The following is a 21,458-nucleotide window of genomic DNA, read 5'->3' on the forward strand; positions in this document are numbered from 1 at the left end:
CCATAACCGTCCGCCGCTCCCCGGCACACCACCGAGGGACGTCAACTCCGGGTGGAGCAAGGGGGTTACAACCCTGGTTGGACGACGTCCGTCCGCAATGCTGGTTGAATTTCCGGCGCTTGAGGCCGCGCGCGAGGAGTGACGCGAGAAGCGTCGCGCGGAGTGTTTCGCGAGGAGTGTTCGCGAGGAGTGCGCCGCCCACCGGTGCCGAAGCCTCCCTGCCCCCGGTAGATGGACCACGAAAGGGAAAACGCATGAGCCCCGTCTCGCGCATCAGGAGCACCCCGGACGACCCGAATGGAATTGTCCGCCAATACGCGGCGAACGCTCCCTTCCGCAGCGCGACGTCGGAAGAAATGGTCAACCACGACAATCCCTTCCGCCGCCCGGTCCGGCCGCACGACCTCGGATTCCTCGACTACGGCGAGCCGCTGCCCGCCGCCGAGGCGCTGCGCCTGCGCGGCCTGCTCGGCCACCGCATGCTCCGTACCGTCTACGACGCCGACCTCCTCTTCCTGCCCGCCGGCGGCGACGACCACCCCAGCCAGAAGGACGCCACCGCCTTCCGGAGCGCGGAGAACCGGATCCTCGGCCGGAAGGCGGCCGTGGTCCTGGAGGACCACCTCTTCTCCTGGCTGGACGAGGACCGCCCCGAGCCCGCCGGCACCGGCGTCGACGCCCTCGTCCGGTACGTCCAGGGCACCCTGGAGGAGCGGCTCGCCCGGCCCGGCCGGGCGCTGGAGGTCGCGGCGGGCTGCCGACACCCGCGCGAGGCGGCCCTGTTCTCCCTCGTCCAGCTGACGGCCACGCACCCCGCGGCGCTCGGCGCCGTCGGCCGCAACCTGCTCGGCGACTACGACGCCGCCCACCCCGCGCTGCGCGGGCTGCTCCTCGACGACTACCGCGACCGCGCCGGCCGCGCCCCCCTCTACCGGCAGCTGCTGGCGGCGGCCGACCTGAGCGCCGAGCCGTACGCCTACTGGCAGTTCCTCCTCTCCTCGGCGCTCGGCACCGCCAACCACCTGCACCGGGTCGCGTACGACCACGAGCGGTTCGGCGAGTTCCTGGGCGCCTGGACCCACCACCGCCTGGACGAGGCGGCGACCGCCCCCGCCCGCGCCGGCCTGGTCCGCGAGGGCCTCGGCATCGAGCACCCCGCGTACTTCGCCGACGCTCCCCGCCCGTCCGCCGACGAGGTGGGCACGCTCGTCACCGCCCTGGTGGGCCCGCTCGCGGACCGGTACGGCGAGGAGGCCGTCACCGCCTTCCGCCGCGGCTTCGAGGACGCCCGCCGGCTCGCCGCCGTCCACGACGAGGACCTGGCCGTCCAACTCGACTGGGCCGACCGCCTCGACGAGTACCGGGTCAAGGCCGAGAAGCTCGACGCCCTCATCCGCGAGCGGAACATCGAGGTCGACCTGGAGACCTTCGTCGAGTCCCACGAGGAGACCTCCACCACCCACGTCCACGACGACCACAGGCTCGTCGTCGTCGAGGTCGGCCAGATGCACTTCTGGAACAACGTCAACCAGCAGATCCCCATGAACGAGGGCGACAAGCTGCTCATCCCGGCCGAGCGCCTGCACGGCTCGATGGTCCTCTCCGGCACCTGCACCTACCACCAGCCCGTCATCGCCGAGGGGCTGCTCGCCCAGGTCTGACGAGCCCTCAGACCGCCCGCCCCCACCGCCCGGCCACTGCTCGAAGGACTTCCGGTGACACTTCCGGTGACAGAAGACTCGGTGACTGAAGACTCGGTGACTGAAAAACAGGGCGGCGACCGCTACCGCGTCGTCGTCAACGACGAGGAGCAGTACGCCCTCTGGCCGGCGGACCGCGACAACGCGCCCGGCTGGCGCGACGAGGGCACCACCGGCACCCGCGAGGACTGCCTGCGCCGCGTCGAGGAGGTCTGGACCGACATGCGCCCGGCGTCGCTGCGCCGGCGCATGGACGGCCCGGCGCCGGACGGGACGGTGTGACGATGGCCCCGGACCCCACTTCAGGGCCGGACCGCGACCGGATCGCCGTCATCGGCTTCGCCGGCCGCTACCCCGGCGCCGACTCCGCCGCCGCCTTCTGGGAGCTGCTCCGCGAAGGGCGCGAGGCGCACACCGAGTTCACCCCGGAGCGGCTGCGGGCCGCCGGCGTCCCCGATGACCTGCTCGACGACCCGCGGCTGGTCCGCCGCCGGCCGGTGGTGGACGGCGTCGAGGAGTTCGACGCCGCCTTCTTCGGCTACACCCCCCGCGAGGCCGAACTCCTCGACCCACAGCAGCGGTTGTTCCTGGAGTGCTCCTGGGAGGCCCTGGAATCGGCCGGCTGGGACCCCTCACGCTTCGACGGCGCCATCGGCGTCTACGGCGGCGGCGGACCCACCTCGTACTGGCAGCGCCACCTCGCCGCCGACCCCCGCTACCTCCGCGAAGTGGGGGACTTCCAGGCACTGCTGGGCAACGAGAAGGACTTCACGGCACCCCGCGTTTCGTACAAGCTCGACCTGCGCGGCCCGAGCGTCAGCGTGCTCAGCGGCTGCTCCTCCTCCCTCGTCGCCGTCCACCTCGCCGCGCAGAGCCTGCTCGACGGCGAGTCCGACATGGCCCTGGCCGGCGGTGCCACCGTCTACTTCCCCCAGCACGCCGGCTACGTGCACACCCCCGGCGGCGTCAACTCGCCCGACGGACACTGCCGGGCGTTCGCCGCCGGAGCCGCCGGGACCGTGCCCGGCGACGGCGTCGGCGTGGTGCTCCTCAAGCGGCTGGAGGACGCGCTCGCCGACGGTGACCGGGTACACGGCGTCCTGCTGGGCACGGCCGTCAACAACGACGGCGCCCTCAAGGCCGGCTTCACCGCGCCCAGCGTGCGCGGGCAGGCCGACGTGATCACCGAGGCGCTGGCCGTCGCCGGCGCCGAGCCCGAGACCGTCTCGTACGTCGAGACCCACGGCACCGGCACCCCGCTCGGCGACGGCATCGAAGTCGCCGCCCTCACCGAGGCGTTCGGCACCGAGAAGCGCGGCTACTGCACCCTCGGCACCCTCAAGCCCAACATCGGGCACACCGACACCGCCGCCGGCGTCCTCGGGCTGATCAAGGTGCTCCTCGCGTTCCGCCACGAGGAGATCCCGCCGGCCCTGCACAGCGACGCCCCGCACCCCGACATCGACTTCCCCGCCACCCCCTTCCGTATCAGCCCCCGGGCCACTCCCTGGCCCCGGACCGGCGAACCCCGGCGGGCCGGCGTCAGCTCCTTCAGCGTCGGCGGGACCAACGCCCACGTCGTCCTGGAGGAGCCGCCCCCGGCACCCGAACCGGCCGGAGCCCCCGGCGGCCCCGAGCTCCTGACGCTCTCCGCCCGGACCCCCACCGCCCTCCAGCGCTCCGCCGAGGCCCTGGCCGAGGTGCTGCGCGCCGACGACGCCCCCGCCCTCGCGGACGCCGCCCACACCCTGCGCGCCGGCCGCCGGGCCTTCCCGCACCGCATGACCGTCGTCGCCCGCGACCGGAACGACGCGGCGGCGGCCCTCGACGGCACCGGCATCACCCCCGTCACCGTCGGCCACGCCGACCCGGCCGCGCCCGACCCCGCCCTCGCATTCCTCTTCCCCGGGCAGGGCAGCCAGCGCGTCGGCATGGGCCGCGGCCTGTACGCCACCGAGCCCGCCTACCGGGCCGTCGTCGACGAGTGCGCCGAGACCCTCACGCCACTGCTCGGCGAGGACCTCCGCGCCGTGCTGTTCCCCGCCGCCGACCCGGAGGGCGCCGCCGAGCGCCTGACCAGGACCCGGCTCGCCCAGCCCGCCCTCTTCGTCACCCAGTACGCGCTCGCCCGGCTGCTGGAGACGTGGGGCGTGCGCCCGGCGGCCATGCTGGGCCACAGCATCGGCGAGTTCACCGCCGCCTGCCTGGCCGGCGTGCTGACCCTGCCCGACGCCCTCCGCGTCGTGGCCCGCCGCGGCGAACTCGTCGACCGCTGCGCCCCCGGCGCCATGGCCGCCGTGCCGCTCCCCGCGGACCGCGTCCGCGAACTCATCGCCCCGGACCGGGTGTTGACCGTCGCCGTCGTCAACGCGGCCGACCAGACCGTCGTCTCCGGCCCGGCGGACGCCATACAGGAGTTCGTGGGACGGCTGACCGCCGACGGGACCGACGCCCGGACCCTGCACACCTCGCACGCCTTCCACTCCCCGGCGATGGACCCGGCCGTCGCCGAGTTCACCGCCACCGTCGCCGGCGTACGGCTCAACCCGCCCGCCGTCCCGTTCCTCTCCTGCGTGACCGGCACCTGGATCACCCCGGAGCAGGCCACCGACCCCGGCTACTGGGGCCGCCAGCTGCGCGAACCCGTCCTCTTCGCCAACGCCCTGCGGACCCTGCGCGAGGAGCCGGGCGGCCTGCCGCTGGAGGTGGGGGCCGGCAACACCCTGCGGACCCTGGCCTCCCGTGACGCCCGCCCCGGACAGGCCCCCGTCATCCCCACCCTCGGCACGCACCACGACGCCCCCGACGCCGCGCCCGTCCTGGAGGCCCTCGGCCGGCTGTGGACCCGCGGCGTGCCCGTCGCGGCGCCCGACGCCGGCGCGGGCCCCCGCCGCCGGGTGCCGCTGCCCACGTACCCCTTCGAACGGCAGCGCTACTTCGTCGACCCCCCGGCGGCGCCGGCCGCCGTACCGGCCGCCCCCGCGCCGGAGCCGTCGGCCGAGGCCGCGCCGGCGGCGGAGGAGGCGCCCGTGCTCACCGGGTACGCCCGCCCCGACCTGCCCACCCCCTACACCGCGCCCCGCACGCCCCTGGAGGAGACGGTCGCCGGTGTCTGGCAGGAGGTCATGGGCGTCACCCCGGTCGGCGCGCACGACAACTTCTTCGACCTCGGCGGGCACTCCCTGATGGCAGCCCAGGTCGTGGCCCGGCTACAGGCCGTCCTGCCGGTCACCCTCACCGTGACCGACCTGCTCGCGGAGACCCAGACGGTGGCCGGCACGGCCGCGACCGTCGAACGGCGGCTGCACGAGAAGCTCGCCGCCATGTCGGACGACGACGCCGCCCGGCTCCTGTCGGAATAGCGGACGACGCGGTACCTAGCGGAGGTTGACGCTCACATGGCCCCACCCGGCCCCCTCGCCGACGACGCGGCGAAGCTGTCCGCGACCAAGCAGCGCCTGCTGGAGAAGTGGCTGGCCGGCGGCGGCCGGACGGCCGGCCCCACCGTCCCCCGCCGCGCCCGGCCGGACTGCGCCGTGCTGTCGTTCGCCCAGGAACGCCTCTGGTTCCTGGCCCAGTTGCACCCCGGCAACCCGTACCACAACATGGTCGAGGCCATCCGGCTGCGCGGGCCCCTCGACCGGGACGCCCTGCGCCGCTCCCTGGAGCACCTGATGGACCGGCACGAGGCCCTGCGTACGGTCTTCGACGTCCACGACGGCGAACCGCGGCAGCTCTTCCCGGCCCGGCAGCCGCTCGCCCTCGCCGAGGGCGCGCCGCCCGCGCCCGGCGAGGACCTGGCGGAGCGGCTGCGCCAGGTGTCCCAGCGGCCGTTCGACCTGACCCGCGGGCCCCTGATCCGTTTCGACCTCACGCCGCTGGGACCGGACGAGCACGTCCTGATGGTGACGATGCACCACCTCGTCGGCGACGGCATGTCCATGGGCATCCTCTTCCGTGAGCTCTACGCCTGCTACGAGGCCGCCGCCGCGGGCCGCCCGTTCCCGGCGCTGGCCGAACAGCCTGTCACCTACGGCGACTTCGCCGAGTGGCAGCGCGGCCTGCTGCGCGGCCCGGAGCTGGAGCGGCGGCTCGCCCACTGGCGGGACGTCCTCCGCGAGCCGCTGCCGAACCTCGACCGGCTCGCCGACCGGCCGCGCCGCGGCGCCACCAGCCTCCAGGCCGTCAGCCGGGCGTTCCGGCTCTCCGCCGAGGTCTCCGACGGGCTCCGCACGCTCGCCCGCGAGCACCAGGCGACGCTGTTCATGGTCCTGCTGGCCGGTTTCAAGACCCTGATGCACCGGCGTACCGGCGGCACCGACATCGTCACCGGTTCCGTCGTGCACGGCCGCGACCTGCCCGAGACCGAGCACCTCGTCGGCTTCTTCGCCAACACCCTCGCCCTGCGCGCCGACCTGTCCGGCGACCCCTCGTTCACCGACGTCCTGGACCGGGTGCGGCGGATGTGCCTGGAGGCGTACGCCCACCGCGACACCCCCATCGAGGTGCTGGCGGCCGAGCTCCGCCCGGGCCGCAACCACGGCGACAACCCGCTGTTCCAGGCGGCCGTGGTGGAGGAGAACGTGGCCGGCACGGCGCGGATGGGCGACCTGGAGGTGGGCGCCTTCGACTTCGGCCTGGACACCTCGGAGTTCGACCTGGTGCTGCACTACTGGGAGACGGACGGACGCGTCGAGGGCGGCGTCCGGGCGAGCGCCGACCTGTTCGACCCGGAGTCGGTGGACCGGTTCACGGCCGAGCTGGAGGCCCTGTTCGCCGCCGTCCTCGCCGACCCCGGCCGCCCGGTCTCCGCGCTGCCGCTGCCCGCCGCCCCGGCCCCCGCCGCCGTCCCCGAGCCGGAGCCCGTGGCCGCGACGGAGACGGCGTCCGGCGGGACGTCGGACCTCACCCCCACCGAGCGCGAGGTGGCCGCCGTCTGGCGGGAGGTCCTGGGCCTCCGCGAGATCGACCCCGACGAGGACTTCTTCGAGGCCGGCGGGCACTCCCTGCGCGCCGTCCGGGTCCTGCTCCGGCTGCGCGAACGGCTGGGCGTGGACCTGCCGGTGCAGGTCTTCTTCGAGGCCCGGACGGTCTCGGCGCTGGCCGCCGTCTTCGACCGGGCCCGCAACGCGGGCGCCGAGCCGGCGGAGGACTCCCAGGACGCCGCGGCCCTGACCGCCGACGCCATCCTCGACCCCGACATCACCTGCGCGGACAGCGCCCCGCACGACCCCCGCCGCACGGCCGGCCCCGAGCACGTCCTGCTCACCGGCGCCACGAGCTTCCTCGGCGCCCACCTCCTCGCCCGGCTGCTGGACCGCACCACCGCCCGCGTCCACTGCCTCGTCGAGGCCGACGACCCGGCCGAGGCCGCCGACGCCCTGGAACGAGCCCTGGCCCGGTACGGCGTCACCGTCCCGTGGGAGCGGATCACGCCCCTCCCCGGCAGCCTCCGCGAACCCCGGCTCGGCCTGTCGCCCATCGCCTTCGCCCGGCTCGCCGCCACGGTCGACGTCATCCACCACGCCGGCTGCGACGCCCATCTCGCGATGCCGTACGCGGAGTTGCGAGCGGCCAACGTCGGCGGCACCACCGAGGTACTGCGGCTGGCCGCCCGCGACCGGGTCAAGGCCGTGCACTACGTCTCGTCCCCGGGCGTCCTCTTCGACCGCGACGCCGCGCCGGGCGGCCCGCTGGCCCCGGACGGCCGGGTGCCGGCCGACCGCGTCCTCCCGTCAGGCTACGTCCGCACCCGTTGGGCCGCCGAGGAGCTCGTCGACGCGGCCCGCGCCCGCGGCGTCCCCGTCTCCGTCTACCGGCCCGGCCGGCTCGGCGGCGACTCCACGACCGGCGTCGGCGACCCCGACTCCGCCTTCGGCCGGTTCCTCGGCGCCTGTATCCGGCTCGGCGCCGTACCCGCCTACGGGCCGGACGCCGACTTCGACCTCGCCCCCGTCGACTACGCCGCCGCAGCGCTCGTGCAACTGGCTCTGAAAGCGGACGCGTTGGGCGGTACCTATCACCTCGCCCACCCGGTGCGCACCCGGTTCGCGGCCGTCGTCGAGCGGCTGCGCGCCGCCGGGCACGCGTTGACGGAGACCGACCCGGAGGAGTGGTCGCGCGCGGTGGCGGCCGACGTCCTGGAACCGGGCGTCGACGGCGATGAGTCCGTCGCCTCGGTGGCCGCCCTGGCCGGCGCCTCCCGGGGCATGCCCGGCTTCGGCAGCCTCCGCCTGGACGTCGCCGGCACCCTCCGCGCGCTCGCCGGCGCCGTCCCCTGCCCGCCCATGGACGGACCGCCGCTGGACCGCTACCTCGACCACCTCGCCGGCGCGGACCCGCTGCCGTCGCCCGCCGGCTCCCGCACGGACCCGCTGCCGCCCGCCGGCTCCCGCACCCCCGGAACGGAGATCGCCATATGAGCGCCCAGAACGCCGAGGCCACGGTGGCGGGCCCGCGGCTGCCCCTCCTGTCCGGGGGAGCGGCCGGCGCGCCGGAGGCGGCCCCGCTGCACCTGGACGGCGCGCGGTGGCGGACGATCACCGAGCGCGCCGCCGACCGGGGGCTCACCCCCGCCGCCGTCCTCGCCACCGCGTTCACCGAGGTCCTCGCCCTGTGGTCGAAGGACCCCGCGTTCGCCCTCCGGTGGCGGGACGCGGCCGGCGGCCGGACGGTCACCGTCGACGCGGCCCCCGAGGGCACCTTCCTCGACCGGGCCCGGCGCCGCGCCGCCGCCCCGGACGCCGCGGGCACGCCCGTCCCCGCCGTGGAGTTCGCCGACGAGCTCGGCGGCCCGGCCGCGCCCCACCCGGACCCCGTGCCGCCCGTCCTCGCCCTGCGGATCAGGACCGCCGCCGACGGCGTGACCGCCGTCTGGGAGACCGCCCCCGGCGCCCTGCCCGCCGGCATGGCGGAGGACATGGCCCACTCCTGGTCCGCGCTGCTCGCCGCGCTGGAGGAGGGTGCGGACGCCTGGACGGCGCCCGGCTCCCCGGTCCGGCTGCCCGCCGCCCAGGAACGCGCCCGCGCCGAGGTCAACGCCACGGCCGCGCCCGTCCCCGAGGGTCTGCTGCACGAGGCCGTGGGCCGCGCCGCCACCCGTCACCCCGAACGCACGGCCGTCGTCGCGGGCGGCCGACGACTCACGTACGCCGAACTGACGTCCCGCACCCGGCGCATCGGCCGCCGCCTCCGCGAACTCGACGTCCGATCGGGCCACTTGGTCGCCGTCTGCATGGAGAAGGGCTGGGAGCAGCCCGTCGGCATCCTCGGCGTCCTGGAGTCCGGCGCCGCCTGGGTGCCGATCGACCCCGCCCTGCCGGCCGAACGCCGGGAGTACGTCCTGAAGACGACCGAGGCCCGGATCGTCCTCACCCAGCGGTCGGTGGCCGGCCGCTGCGTCTGGCCCGTCGGCGTCACCGTCCTCGCCGTCGACGACGACGCGGAGTGGGAGGGCGTGGACGACGGGCCGCTGGAGCCCGCGCAGACCCCCGCCGACCCGGCGTACGTCCTGTTCACCTCCGGCTCCACCGGTCGCCCCAAGGGCGTCGTGGTCCCGCACCGCGGCGCGCTCAACACCGTCCTCGACGTCAACGCCCGCTACGGCGTCACCTGCGAGGACCGCTTCATCGGCCTGTCCGCCATGAGCTTCGACCTGTCCGTCTGGGACCTGTTCGGCGCGCTCTGCGCCGGTGCCGCCCTGGTCCTGCCCGACCCGGGCGCCGAGCGGAACCCCGCGCACTGGCTCGACCTCGTCCGCCGCGAACGCGTCACCACCTGGATGGGCGCGCCCGCCCTCTTCGAGCTGTTCTGCGAACAGGTCGAGCAGGACGACGAGCCGTGGGCCGACTCGCTGCGGCTGCTCATCCTCGGCGGCGACTGGATCCCGCTCTCCCTGCCCGGCCGCGCCCGGGACATCGCCCCCGACGTCCGCTTCGTCGGCCTCGGCGGCAACACCGAGGCGTCCGTCCTCTCCACCACCTACGACGTGGAGACCGTCGACCCGGCCTGGACCAGCATCCCGTACGGCAAGCCGCTCACCAACCAGACCGTGCACGTCCTCGACGCGGCGCTGCGCCCCCGGCCCGTCGGCGTCCCCGGAGACCTGTACATCGGCGGCACCGGCGTGGCGCTCGGCTACTGGCGTGATCCCGAGCGCACCGCCGCCGCCGTCCTCACCCACCCGGAGACCGGCGAACGCCTCTACCGCACCGGCGACCTGGGCCGCTTCCTGCCGGACGGGAACGTCGAGTTCCTGGGCCGGGAGGACTTCCAGGTCAAGGTGGACGGCCACCGCATCGAGCTCGGCGAGATCGAGACGGCGTTGCGCGCCCACCCGGCGGTCGACGCGGCCGTCGTCGTCGCGCTGCCCCGGCTCGACGGCGAGCCCGGCCACCGGGCCCTCGCCGGGTACGTCACCCCCGCCGGCGCCGTCCGCCCGGAGCCCGACGCCCTCCGCGCGCACCTCGCGGAACGGCTGCCGGCCTACCTGTGCCCCGCCCACCTGACCGTGCTGGAGACGCTGCCGCTCACGGCCCACGGCAAGGTGGACCGCACGGCGCTGCCCGCCCCCGGCGAGAAGCCGGCCGGCACCGCGGCCGACGCCCCGCGCACCCCGCTGGAGGCCCGACTCGCCGCGCTGTGGTCGGAGATCCTCGGCGTCGACCGGGTCGGCGTGCACGACACCTTCTTCGAGCTGGGCGGCAACTCGCTGCTGGGGATCCGGGTGATGAACCGGCTGCGCGAGCAGCTGGGCGTCGACGCCGACCCGCACAGCATCTTCCGCCACCGCACGGTCGCCGAACTCGCCCTGGCCGTCGAGGGGGAGCGGGCCGGCGCCGCCGGGCACACCGGGCTGCCCGCCGTCCGCCCCGAACCGGCCGCCGCCCACGAGCCGTTCCGCCTCACCGACCAGCAGCAGGCGTACTGCGTCGGCCGCACCGGCGCCCTGTCCTCCGGCAACGTCTCGGCCCACATGTACCTTGAGTTCGAGGGCGAGGGCCTCGACCGGGACCGGTTCGAGCGGGCCTGGCGGCGGGTGATCGACCGCCACCCCATGCTGCGGGCCGTCGTCCTGCCCGACACCATGGAACAGCGCGTCCTGGAATCCGTACCGCCGTACGAGATGCCGGTGGCGGACCTCCGCGCCGCCGACGAGGACGGCGTACGCGACGGCCTGGCCGCGATCCGCGAGCGCTACTCGCACGAGGTCCGGCCGGTGGACACCTGGCCGCTGTTCGACGTCGTGGTGGCCGAGCTGCCCGCCGGCCGGTCCCGGGTGCACTTCAGCGTGGACGCCCTGTGCTGCGACTTCGCCAGCATCCGGATCCTCTTCGACGACCTGTCGCACGCCTACGCCGACCCGGAGGCGGACCTCGCCCCGCCGCCCATGACCTACCGGGACTACGTCCTGGCCACCGCCGGCCTCGACCGCACCGAGCAGCACCGGAGGTCGGCCGCCTACTGGGAGGAGCGGCTCCGGACGCTGCCGCCGGCCCCGCGGCTGCCCATGCTCCGTAGCCCGGAGTCGGTCACCGAACCCCGGTTCGTCCGCCGCTCGGTGCGCATCCCCGCCGCACGCTGGGACCGGCTGGTCGCCCGAGCCGGCGAGGCCGGCCTGACGCCGGCCGGCCTGCTGCTCGCCGCGTACGCCGAGGCCCTGGCGCCCTGGGCCCAGGAGCCCCGCTTCACCCTCAACGTCACCAACCTCAACCGGCTCCCCGTTCACCCCGAAGTGGACGGTACCGTCGGCGAGTTCGCGTCCTTCGCGCTCGTCGAGGTCGACGCCTCCGGCGGCGACGGCTTCGCCGCGCGTGCCCGCAGGACCCAGGAGCGGCTGTGGAACGACCTCAGCCACTCCTACGTCAGCGGCGTGCACCTGCTGCGCGAACTCATGCGGCAGCGCGGCGGGTTCGACGGTGCCCTGATGCCGATGGTGTTCACCAGTGCCGTACCGCTGGCCGGCGGTACCGCCGGGCTGCTGGGCGGGCTGCTCCGGCAGGTCGGGGGCATCACCCAGACCCCGCAGGTGTGGATGGACCTGCTGACCGAGGTACAGGACGGCGACCTCGTCGTCAACTGGGACGTCCAGGAGGCCCTGTTCGACCCCACACTGGTCGATGAGGTGTTCGCCGGCTTCGGCGGGCTGCTGGAGCGGCTGGCCGACGCCGACGACGCCGGCGCCTGGACCGCGCCGGATCCGCTGCCGCCGGCCACCCGGCTCTCCCTGGCGGGACTCGGCGACGGCGGCACCCGCGAGCTGCCCGACCGCCTCGTCCACGACGCCTTCCGCGAGCAGGCGGCCCTGCGGCCCGACACCCCGGCTGTGATCGCAGCCGACCGCACCCTCACCTACGCCGAACTCCACCGCGAGGCGAGCCGCGTCGCCCACTGGCTGCGGGCAAGGGGCGCGGCGCCCGGCCGGCCCGTCGGCATCGTCCTCGACAAGGGCTGGGCCCAGATCGTCGCGGCCTACGCCGTCCTCTACGCGGGCGCGCCCTACCTGCCCGTCGACCCGGACGCCCCCGCCGAGCGGACGCGCGCCCTGCTCGACCGCTGCGGCGCCGGCCTCGTCCTCACCCGCGGGGGCCTGGCCGACAAGGCGGCCGGACGGGAGGCGCTCCTCCTCGACGAGCCGCTCCCGGCGGACGTACCGGACACCGCCGAACCGCCCGCGCCCGCCGCGACCCCGTCCGACCTGGCGTACGTGCTGTTCACCTCCGGCTCCTCCGGCCGCCCGAAGGGGGTGATGACCGAGCACCGCGGCGTCGTCAACGCCCTGCGGGAGACCGTCGAGGAGTTCGGCGTCTGCCCCGGCGACCGGGTGCTCGCACTCACCGCGCTCCACCACGACATGTCCGTCTTCGACGTGTTCGGGGTCCTCGGCGCCGGCGGGACGCTGGTGATGCCCGAGGCCGCGCAGCGCCGCGAGGCCGCGCACTGGGCGCGGCTGCTGGCCGGCCACCGGATCACGCTCTGGAACTCCGTCCCCGCGATGATGGAGATGCTCCTGGAGCACCTGGGCCCCGACCTCGGCGTCCTGGAACCGCTGCGGCTGGCCTTCCTGGGCGGCGACTGGCTGTCCGTACCCGCCGTCCGCCGGCTCACCGAGGAGGCGAACGTGGAGGTGGTGAGCGTCGGCGGCCCCACCGAGACCACGCTCTGGAACATCCGGCACCGCGTCCGCCGGCTGGAGCCGGGCCGGCGCACCGTCCCGTACGGCACGCCGATCGCCAACACACGCTACCGCATCCTCGACGAGCGGCTGCGCGACCGGCCGGTCTGGGCGACGGGCGAGATGTACGTCGCGGGCGTCGGCCTCGCGCGCGGCTACTGGGACGACCCCGAGCGCACCGCCGCCGCCTTCCTCACCCACCCGGAGACCGGCGAACGGCTGTACCGCACCGGCGACTTGGGCCGCTTCCTGCCGGACGGGACGATCGAGTTCGTCGGCCGCGCCGACTTCCAGATCCAGGTGGGCGGCCACCGGATCGAGCCCGGCGAGGTGGAGGCGGCGCTCCTGACCCACCCGGACGCGGCCGCCGCCGTGGTCACCGGGCGCCGCACGGCCGGCGGGCCCGGCCACCGGGGCCTGACCGGGTACGTCGTCCCGGCCACCGGCGCCGACCGGGACGGGCTGCCGGACCGGCTGCGCGCCCACCTGCGCGGCACCCTGCCAGGACACCTGGTGCCGTCCGCGTTCGTCCTCCTCGACGCGCTGCCGCTCAACGCCAACGGCAAGGTGGACCGGGCCGCCCTGCCCGAACCCGCCGCCGAACCGGCAGGATCCCCGGACGCGCCGCGCTCCGCGGTGGCCGAGGTCTGCGCCGGCGTCTGGGCCGAGGTGCTGGACCACCCGGCCGTCGGTGAGCACGAGAACTTCTTCGCCCTGGGCGGCGATTCGGTGCTCGCCACCCGCATCGTCACCCGGCTCCGGCAGGTCTTCACGTCCGACGGGATCTCGCTGCGGACGCTGTTCCTGTCGCCGACGGTCGCCGGGCTCGCCGAGGCGATCACGGCGGGGGAGGGGGTACCCGGCCGCTCGGAGGCGGTCGCCGGGATCCACCTGCGGGTCTCCCGGATGTCCCCGGAGGAGGTCGCCCGCGAGCTGTCTGCCCGCCGGGGCGTGGTGAAGGACGGTGCGGACGCGTGAAGGTGATGGCCGATCAGAAGCTGCTGCTGCATGAACTCGTCGCCCGTCAGGCCGCGCTGACCCCCGACGTCGAAGCCGTGACGGCCGGCCGGGAGCGGCTCACCTACCGGGAGCTGGACGAGTCCGCCGAGGCGCTGGCCGCGCACCTGCGGCGGCTCGGCGCCGGGCCCGAGACGCCCGTCGGCGTCTGCCTGGGCCGCACCCCCTGGCTCGTGGTCGCCGTCCTCGGCGTGCTCAAGGCCGGGGCGGCGTACGTGCCGCTCGACCCGGCGTTCCCCGCCGACCGCATGGAGTTCATGCTCCGCGACAGCGGCGCGCGGCTCGTCGTCACCGAGGACGCGTACCGCGGCCGGCTGGCGGGCGGCCCCGGCGCGGTGGTGTCGCTGGACCGCGACTGGTCCCGGATCGCCGCCGCGGACCCGGCCCCCGCCTCCGGACCCGACGCCGCCAACCTCGCCTACGTCCTCTACACCTCCGGCTCCACGGGCCGCCCGAAGGGCGTGGCCGTCGAACACCGCAGCGCCGCCGCCTTCGTGGACTGGGCGCTGACCGCGTTCACCCCCCGGGAGCTGCGCCATACGCTGGCCTCCACCTCGCTCTGCTTCGACCTGTCGGTCTTCGAGCTGTTCACCCCGCTGGCGTGCGGCGGGACGGTGGTGCTGGCGGAGACGGTGTTCCACCTGCCGGTGGCCGCCGCCCGGCGGCCCGTCACCCTCGTCAACACCGTCCCCAGCCTCCTCCTGGACCTGCTGGCCTCCGGGCCGCTGCCCGCCTCGGTGCTGACGGTCAACCTGGCGGGGGAGGCACTTCCGGCCACCCTGGCGCAGAAGCTCCACGACACCGGGACCGTGGAACGCGTGCACAACCTGTACGGCCCGACCGAGGACACCACGTACTCCACCTGGAGCCGGGTGCCCCGGTGCTGCGCCAGGCCGCTGATCGGCCGGCCGGTGACGGGGACGGCCGCCTACGTCCTGGACGCGGCCGGGCGCCCGGTCCCGGACGGCGAGGCCGGGGAGCTCTTCCTCGGCGGCGCCGGGCTGGCCCGCGGCTACCTGGGCCGGCCGGGGCTCACGGCCGAACGGTTCGTGCCGGACCCGTTCTCCGGGGCGCCCGGGGCCCGGCTCTACCGGACCGGCGACCTGGCCCGGCGGCTGCCCTCGGGCGAACTCGACTACCTGGGCCGGGCGGACCAGCAGGTAAAGGTGCGGGGGCTGCGGATCGAGCCGGGGGAGATCGAGGGCGTCCTGCTGGAGCGGCCGGAGGTCCGCCGGGCCGCCGTCGTCGCCCGCGGCGCCGCCGCCGACACCGCCGGGTTGGTCGCCTACGTCGAGTGCGACGGAGACCCGGACCCCGCCGTGCTCAGGAAGCACCTGGGAGACCGGCTGCCCTCCTACATGATCCCGTCCGCGTTCGTCCCGATGGCCTCCCTGCCGCTCACCGTCACCGGGAAAATCGACGTCAACGCCCTCCCCACACCCCCCGGCTGACCGGCCGTCGGAAGCGGCGAATTCCAAGGGAACGGGCGGCGGCCGAAATTCACGTCCGCCCTCCGAATAACCGGAAATCGAGTGCTAAACTCGCGGCCACCATGCGCGGTAAGGCTACCCTTACTCGATGAGGCGGCGGCTCGCCGGAAATGAATTCGGAAACGATTGTCAATGCACCGCCCATGGCCCCGCCGACCGCCGCAGCAACCCAACGGAGAGGCTTTAGTGAGCGCCACGGATACCGCGGTGGGCCGGCAGGCCCGCATCGTGCTCATCATCACCGTCGTCGCCTCGGCGCTATTGGTCATCGATATCACTATCGTTTCCGTGGCGCTGCCCTCGATCCAGTCGGACCTCGGCGGTTCACTGGCCGCGCTGCAGTGGATCATCATCGGCTACACGGTCACGTTCGGCGCCTTCCAACAGGCGGCCGGCTCGCTGTCCGACCGGCTGGGCCGCCGGGCGATGTTCATGAGCGGCATCGCCCTGTTCACCCTCTCGTCCCTCGCCTGCGGCCTCGCCCCCAACGCGCTGACGCTCGACCTGGCCCGCGGCGTCCAGGGCATCGGCGCGGCCTTCGTGCTGGCCAACGCGATGCCGCTGATCGCCCAGGTCTACGAGGGCCAGGCCCGCAACATGGCCATCGCCGTCTGGGGCACCACCCTCGGCGCCTGTGGCGCGGTCGCGCCCGTCATCGGCGGCCTGCTGGTCGACCTCACCCAGTGGCGCTACCTGTTCCTGATCAACGTGCCCATCGGGGCCATAGCCCTGTTCCTCTGTCGCACCCGGCTGCCCGCCGACCCGCCGCGCACGTCGCTGTCCGGCATCGACTGGACCGGCGCGGGCCTGCTCGTCCTCACCCTCGGCGTCGTCAACTTCGGCCTGACCCAGGGCGAGGAGCAGGGCTGGGGGAGCGCCGCGACCCTCGCCCAGCTCGGGGTGGGCGTGGTGCTGCTCGCCGGGTTCCTGGTGCTGGAGCGGCGGGTGAAGGCGCCCACGCTCGACCTGTCGCTGTTCAAGGTGCCCACCTTCGTGGCGGCCACCCTGATCGCCTTCTTCTCCCGCTTCGCCACCGTCGGCGGCTCGGTGTACTACATCCTGTACTTCCAGAGCGCCCGGGGGCTCAGCCCGCTGCAGAACGGCCTGCTGATGATGGCCATCTTCGCCCCGCAGCTGGGCATGGGCCTGGTGGCCGGCAAGCTCCAGGCCAAGTACTCGCCGTCGCACATCATCGCCGCGGGCTTCGGCATCCTCGCGGTCGGCGGCCTCGCCATGGCCTGGTCCTTCGACCGCGACACCACCATCTGGGCCGCCCTGCCCGGCCTGCTGCTGTGGGGCGTCGGCGGCGGACTGGCCGGCAGCCCGTCGATGTCCCTCGCCGTGAACGTGGTGCCCAAGCAGCGCGCCGGCATGGCCTCCGGAGCCATCAACAGCCTCTTCATGTTCGGCGCCGGCGCCGGTGCCGCGATCTTCGGCATCCTCTTCCGCGACCGCATCTCCGACAAGGCCGGCGGCGAGGCCGTGCTCGCCGGCGCCGACCACGACGAGATCGTCTCCGCCGCCGCGCAGGGCGACATCTCCCGCGCCCTGGAACACGTCCCCGACGCCGTGACCGGCCAGGTCCGCCGCACCCTGGAGACGGCGGTCTCCGACGGCGCGTCCAACGTGATGACCTGGGCCGCGATCATCTGCGTGGGCACCGCGGCCGTCGCCCTCACCCTCGTCCGCAAGAAGGACCTGCTCACCGGCGCCCCCGAACCGGAGAAGACCCCGGGCAAGGCCGAACCCGAACCGGCCTGAGCCCCCAGCCCGTTCCCCCACGCCAGGAGCCCGCATGACCCCGTCCGGCCGCACCTCCCCGCTGCGCCTCCTGGTCCTGGGCGGCACCGGCTTCGTCTCCGGCGCCGTCGCCCGCGAGGCCGTCGCCCGCGGGCACGACGTCACCTGCGTCGCCCGCGGCACCGGCGGCGAACCGCCCGCCGGGGCCCGGCTGCTGCGGGCCGACCGCGCCACCCCCGGCGCCCTCGACGCCCTGCGCGGTACGGCGTTCGACGCCGCCGTCGAGACCGCCACCCTCGCCCTGCCCTGGGTACGGGAGGCGCTGGCCGCCGTGACCGCCGCGCACTGGACGTTCGTCTCCTCCATCAGCGTCTACGCCGACACCCACACCCCCGGGCAGGACGCCCGCACCGCCCGGCTGCGGCCCGCCCTGCCCGGCGACACCGCCGCCTACGACCCGGCCCGTGACCCCGAGCCGACCCAGGCCAGGTACGGCGGCGTCAAGCTGGCCTGCGAGGACGCCGTCCGGGAGGCGGCCGACGACCGGGCGTTCGTGGTCCGGCCCGGACTGCTCACCGGACCGGGGGACGACGTCGGGCCGTTCGGCTACTGGCCGGTGCGGATGGCCCGCGGCGGGACCGTCGCCGTACCGCCCGCAGTCGGGGAAGCGGGGCTTCCGCTGCCCGCGCAGCTGCTGGACGTCCGCGACCTGGCCGCGTGGATCGTCGACGCGGCGGAGGAGCGGACGGCCGGGACCTTCGACGCCGTCGGCCCTTCGGTCGCGCTGGCGAATCTGCTGGCCGAGGTCGCGGACGCCGTGGGCCGGGAGCCCGAACTCGTCCCGGTGCCCGAGCCCGTCCTCGCCGAGGCCGGCGTCCGGCCGTGGACCGGGCCGCACTCGCTGCCGCTGTGGCCGCCGGGCGAGCTGTACGGCGCGCTCTCCCGGGCCGCGGGTCCCTCCGCCGACGCCGGGCTGCGCACCCGGCCGGTCGCCGACACGGCCCGCGCGGTGCTGGCCGACCGGCTCGGCAGGGCCGCCGGGCGACGGCCACCGGCCGGGCTGACACCCGTCGAGGAGGCGGCGCTGCTGCGCACCATGGGGTGGTGAACAACGGCCCCTGCAACCCCGGTTGCAGGGGCCGATGCCATCCTCGGTTGGCATACATCCGGCCATCGGCGTTGATACGTTCGGGCGCGATTTCGACGCCCCCGCTCCCTCAGACGCCCCTCCTCCCTCAGGAGACGCCGTGGCCTCGGCAGCCCAGCCCCTACCCGCCCCGACGGGCCCCGCCCCGGCGGCACCCGCACCGGCAGGACCGCTCCCCGCGAGGCTCCCCTCGCTGACCGGCCTGCGGTTCGTCGCCGCCTTCGCGGTGTTCGCCGCGCACGCCTACTTCACCTTCTGGTTCGACGGCGTCTGGGAGGGCAACTCCGCGGCCACCTTCGCGCTGATCGTCGCCCGCTCGGGCGTCGCCTTCTTCTTCCTGCTCAGCGGCTTCGTCCTGGCCTGGTCGGCGCGGCCCGGCGACCGGGCGGGCGCCTTCTGGCGGCGCCGCGCGGCGAAGATCTACCCGACGCACGTCGTCACCTGGCTCGCCGCCCTGCTGCTCATCGACTGGGCGGGCGGCCAGACCACCGCCCGGCAGGCCGTCCCCAACCTCTTCCTCGTCCAGTCCTGGTGGCCGGTCTTCGACGTCTACGACAGCGTCAACGGCGTCTCCTGGTCGCTGTCCTGCGAGGCCTTCTTCTACCTGGCCTTCCCACTGCTCATCCCACTCGTCCGGCGCATCCCCGCCGCCCGGCTGTGGACCTGCGCCGGCGCCGCGGCCCTCGCCGTGATCCTGCTGCCCGCCCTCGTCACCGCCGTGACCTCGGCCGAGCCCTCGTTCTACGGGCTGCCCACGACGCTCCACCGCTACTGGGCCGTCTACACCTTCCCGCCCGCCCGCCTGCTGGAGTTCGTCCTCGGCATGCTGCTCGCCCGGGCCCTCGCCGAGGCGGGCGGCACCCGCGTCCGGTTCCGGCACGCCCTGCCCGCCCTCGCGGCGGGCTACCCGCTCGCCATGTACGTGCCGTTCCTGTACGCGATCACGGCCGTCCTGGTGGTCCCGATGACGCTGCTGGTCCTCGCGGGCGCCGGCGCGGACGTCCGCGGGTCCCGTTCGCCGCTGCGGAGCCGGACGGCGGTGTGGCTGGGTAACGTCTCCTTCGCCTTCTACATGGTCCACATGCTCGTCCTCACCTACGGCTACCGGCTGGTGGACGAGGACCGCACCGGCGGCGACGGCTTCCGGGCGCTGCTCGTCGCCGTCCTCCTCGCCGCCTCGGTGGCGGTGTCGTGGGCGATGTACGCGGGGGTGGAGCGGCCGCTGACCCGGCTGCTCGGGTCGGGGCGGCGGCCCTCGAAGGGTTCCGGGACATCCCGGAAGTGAGGAACCGCCCCCGACGGGGGCGGGGGCGGTTCCTGTCCGTGGGGCGCGCCGGACGTCGGGGCGCCGGACGTCGGGGCGCGCCGGGCGCGCTCAGCCGGCCTCCGGCGTCCGCCGGTGGACCGTCCCGTGCGGGTCCTCGCAGTGCCGGCCGCCGCCCGCCTCGCCGGAGCCGACGCCCACCAGCTCACCGGGGGCCTCGCACACCTCCAGCGTCGCGTGGGTGATGCCGTACCCCACGCGGAGGTCCGCCTGGACGGCCGTCCGCACCGCGTGGCAGTCCTCGCCGGGCTCGACCAGGACGTGCGCCGAGAGCGCCACCTCGCCCGAGGTGATCTCCCAGATGTGCAGGTCGTGGACCTCCACCACGCCGTCCTGACGGGCCATCCGGGCGCCCACCTCGTCCGGCTCCATGCCGGGCGGCGCGGCCTCCAGGAAGATCCGCCCCGAGGCGCGGACCAGGGAGATCCCGGACCGCAGCATCAGGGCCACGACGACCAGGGTGGCGATCGAGTCGGCGCGGGTGAAGCCGGTCAGCATGACCACCGCGCCGGCCACCGCGGTGGCGATGAAGCCGTACAGGTCGGTGATGATGTGCTGGAAGGCGCCCTCCACGTTGAGGGAGGAGCGGTTGGCCTTCGACATGCACCACGCGGCGGCGATGTTCACCACCACGCCCGACACGGCCGTCGCCAGCACCAGCCCGCCGCCGACCTCCGGCGGGTCGATCAGCCGCTCGACGCTCTCGTACGCCAGCCAGCCGGAGAGCAGCAGCAGCGTCAGCCCGTTGCCCTGGGCCGAGAGGATCTCCGCGCGCTTCAGCCCGTAGGTGTAACCGCCCTTGGCCGGACGGGCCGCCAGCCGCATCGCGACCAGGGCCAGCACGATGGATCCCGCGTCCGACAGCATGTGGGCGGCATCGGAAATCAGGGCCAGCGAATGCGCGAGGAAAGCGACGACGACTTCCACCGCCATATAGGCGAGGATCAGCCCGAGCGCGATGCTGAGCCATCGGCGGTCCGCGTCGGCGGCCACTCCGTGGCTGTGCCCGCCGTGACCGTGGCCGTGGCCGTGGTGATGCCCATGGCCGTGACTGTGGCCGTGACCGTGGTCGTGGCCGTCATGGGAATCGTGGCGGTGTCCCTCCCCGTCCGCCTTCGTGTCCCCGGCATGCCGGTGCGCCTGCTGCATGAAACCCCCTCGATCCGGGCTGGGCAGGGAAAGTGAAGCGCATTGTTTCCGCGATTTCAAAGGCTGCAATGGAGACGGTTATCAAAAGCGCGCTCCGGTGCGGTAATTTCCCGTTTTCCCGCCCCGTCATTCGGGCACGGGCCGCCTCGTTCGTGGCCGGAAAACGCCGGAGAGGCCCGGAGAACAGCAGGAAACGGCGCCGGGACGGCGGGATCCGGACAGATCACGGGTCCGGCACTCGGCCCGGCACTCGGCCCGGCACTCGGACCGACGCAAGCGAGGCGTCAAACGAACTGCAAGCGAAGCCGTCGACTCTGTGCGCGTGACGCCCGAGAACCCCTTCCCCGGACGTGGGACAGCACCGGACGCGCCCGCCACCACCGCGGCCCCGGCGCCCCGATTCTCTCTGCTGGGCCCGGTCCGCGCGTGGTCCGGAGAAGCCGAGATCGACCTCGGCTCCCCCCAGCAGCGCGCCCTGCTCGCCATCCTCCTCTTACGCCGGGACCAGCCCGTCCCGTGCGACCACGCCGTCCGCGCGCTCTGGGGCGACACCGCCCCCCGCTCGGCCGACACCACCGTACGCACCTACGTGTACCGGCTGCGCCGCATCCTCGGCGACCTCGCCGGCGACGCCCCGGAGATCCGGAAGCAGGGCGGCGGTTACCTGCTCACCGCCGGCGGCGCGACGCTCGACACCGAACTCTTCCGGGACCTCCTG

Annotated in this window: 11 protein-coding genes; 10 read left to right on the forward strand and 1 reads right to left on the reverse strand. The window is 74.8% G+C overall.

Going from position 1 to position 21,458, the window contains the following annotated elements; translation table 11 throughout:
* The first annotated feature begins 254 nt into the window (after positions 1 to 254).
* The 9 genes from JNW98_RS23035 (at position 255) to JNW98_RS23075 (ending at position 19,552) form a co-directional block, all read left to right on the forward strand.
* Entirely contained in the window at positions 255 to 1,661 is a 1,407-nt protein-coding gene (locus JNW98_RS23035) for a hypothetical protein (protein ID WP_223770178.1), read from the forward strand.
* Positions 1,662 to 1,757: 96 nt separating this feature from the next.
* Positions 1,758 to 1,982, forward strand: a complete 225-nt coding sequence (locus JNW98_RS23040; RefSeq protein ID WP_223770179.1) for an MbtH family protein — start codon at positions 1,758 to 1,760, stop codon at positions 1,980 to 1,982.
* Between the two features lie 2 nt (positions 1,983 to 1,984).
* Positions 1,985 to 5,062, forward strand: a complete 3,078-nt coding sequence (locus JNW98_RS23045) for a type I polyketide synthase (RefSeq protein WP_223770180.1) — start codon at positions 1,985 to 1,987, stop codon at positions 5,060 to 5,062.
* A gap of 36 nt (positions 5,063 to 5,098) precedes the next feature.
* Positions 5,099 to 8,122: a thioester reductase domain-containing protein gene (locus JNW98_RS23050; RefSeq protein ID WP_223770181.1), complete on the forward strand. Its 3,024-nt coding sequence runs from the start codon at positions 5,099 to 5,101 to the stop codon at positions 8,120 to 8,122.
* Positions 8,119 to 13,851, forward strand: a complete 5,733-nt coding sequence (locus tag JNW98_RS23055) for a non-ribosomal peptide synthetase (RefSeq protein WP_223770182.1) — start codon at positions 8,119 to 8,121, stop codon at positions 13,849 to 13,851. The genes JNW98_RS23050 and JNW98_RS23055 overlap by 4 nt, the downstream gene beginning before the upstream one ends.
* Positions 13,852 to 13,856: 5 nt before the next feature.
* Entirely contained in the window at positions 13,857 to 15,341 is a 1,485-nt protein-coding gene (locus JNW98_RS23060; RefSeq protein ID WP_223770183.1) for an amino acid adenylation domain-containing protein, read from the forward strand.
* A gap of 225 nt (positions 15,342 to 15,566) precedes the next feature.
* A complete protein-coding gene (locus JNW98_RS23065; RefSeq protein ID WP_223770184.1) occupies positions 15,567 to 17,141 on the forward strand; it encodes an MFS transporter in 1,575 nt (524 codons plus the stop codon).
* Between the two features lie 34 nt (positions 17,142 to 17,175).
* Positions 17,176 to 18,228: an NAD-dependent epimerase/dehydratase family protein gene (locus tag JNW98_RS23070; protein WP_223770185.1), complete on the forward strand. Its 1,053-nt coding sequence runs from the start codon at positions 17,176 to 17,178 to the stop codon at positions 18,226 to 18,228.
* Between the two features lie 139 nt (positions 18,229 to 18,367).
* Positions 18,368 to 19,552 (forward strand): acyltransferase family protein, encoded by a 1,185-nt coding sequence (locus JNW98_RS23075; RefSeq protein WP_223770186.1) that lies wholly within the window; start codon positions 18,368 to 18,370, stop codon positions 19,550 to 19,552.
* A 90-nt stretch (positions 19,553 to 19,642) separates the two neighbouring features.
* Here the strand turns inward: JNW98_RS23075 and JNW98_RS23080 are convergent, their stop codons facing one another.
* A complete protein-coding gene (locus JNW98_RS23080; RefSeq protein WP_372459306.1) occupies positions 19,643 to 20,584 on the reverse strand; it encodes a cation diffusion facilitator family transporter in 942 nt (313 codons plus the stop codon).
* 478 nt (positions 20,585 to 21,062) lie between these two features.
* Between JNW98_RS23080 and JNW98_RS23085 the strand changes: the two genes are divergently transcribed.
* Positions 21,063 to 21,458: AfsR/SARP family transcriptional regulator (locus JNW98_RS23085; RefSeq protein ID WP_223770188.1), on the forward strand; the 396-nt coding region annotated here is incomplete at its 3' end.

Origin of the sequence: Streptomyces huiliensis, from assembly GCF_020037025.1 — a bacterium.
Classification (GTDB): Bacteria; Actinomycetota; Actinomycetes; order Streptomycetales; family Streptomycetaceae; genus Streptomyces; species Streptomyces huiliensis.

Bases quoted from the DNA above. Each gene is read 5' to 3' on its own strand.
- JNW98_RS23050 (WP_223770181.1), top strand. From the start codon at position 5,099: ATGGCCCCACCCGGCCCCCTCGCCGACGACGCGGCGAAGCTGTCCGCG.
- JNW98_RS23055 (WP_223770182.1), top strand. From the start codon at position 8,119: ATGAGCGCCCAGAACGCCGAGGCCACGGTGGCGGGCCCGCGGCTGCCC.
- JNW98_RS23070 (WP_223770185.1), top strand. From the start codon at position 17,176: ATGACCCCGTCCGGCCGCACCTCCCCGCTGCGCCTCCTGGTCCTGGGC.
- JNW98_RS23045 (WP_223770180.1), top strand. From the start codon at position 1,985: ATGGCCCCGGACCCCACTTCAGGGCCGGACCGCGACCGGATCGCCGTC.
- JNW98_RS23060 (WP_223770183.1), top strand. From the start codon at position 13,857: ATGGCCGATCAGAAGCTGCTGCTGCATGAACTCGTCGCCCGTCAGGCC.
- JNW98_RS23035 (WP_223770178.1), top strand. From the start codon at position 255: ATGAGCCCCGTCTCGCGCATCAGGAGCACCCCGGACGACCCGAATGGA.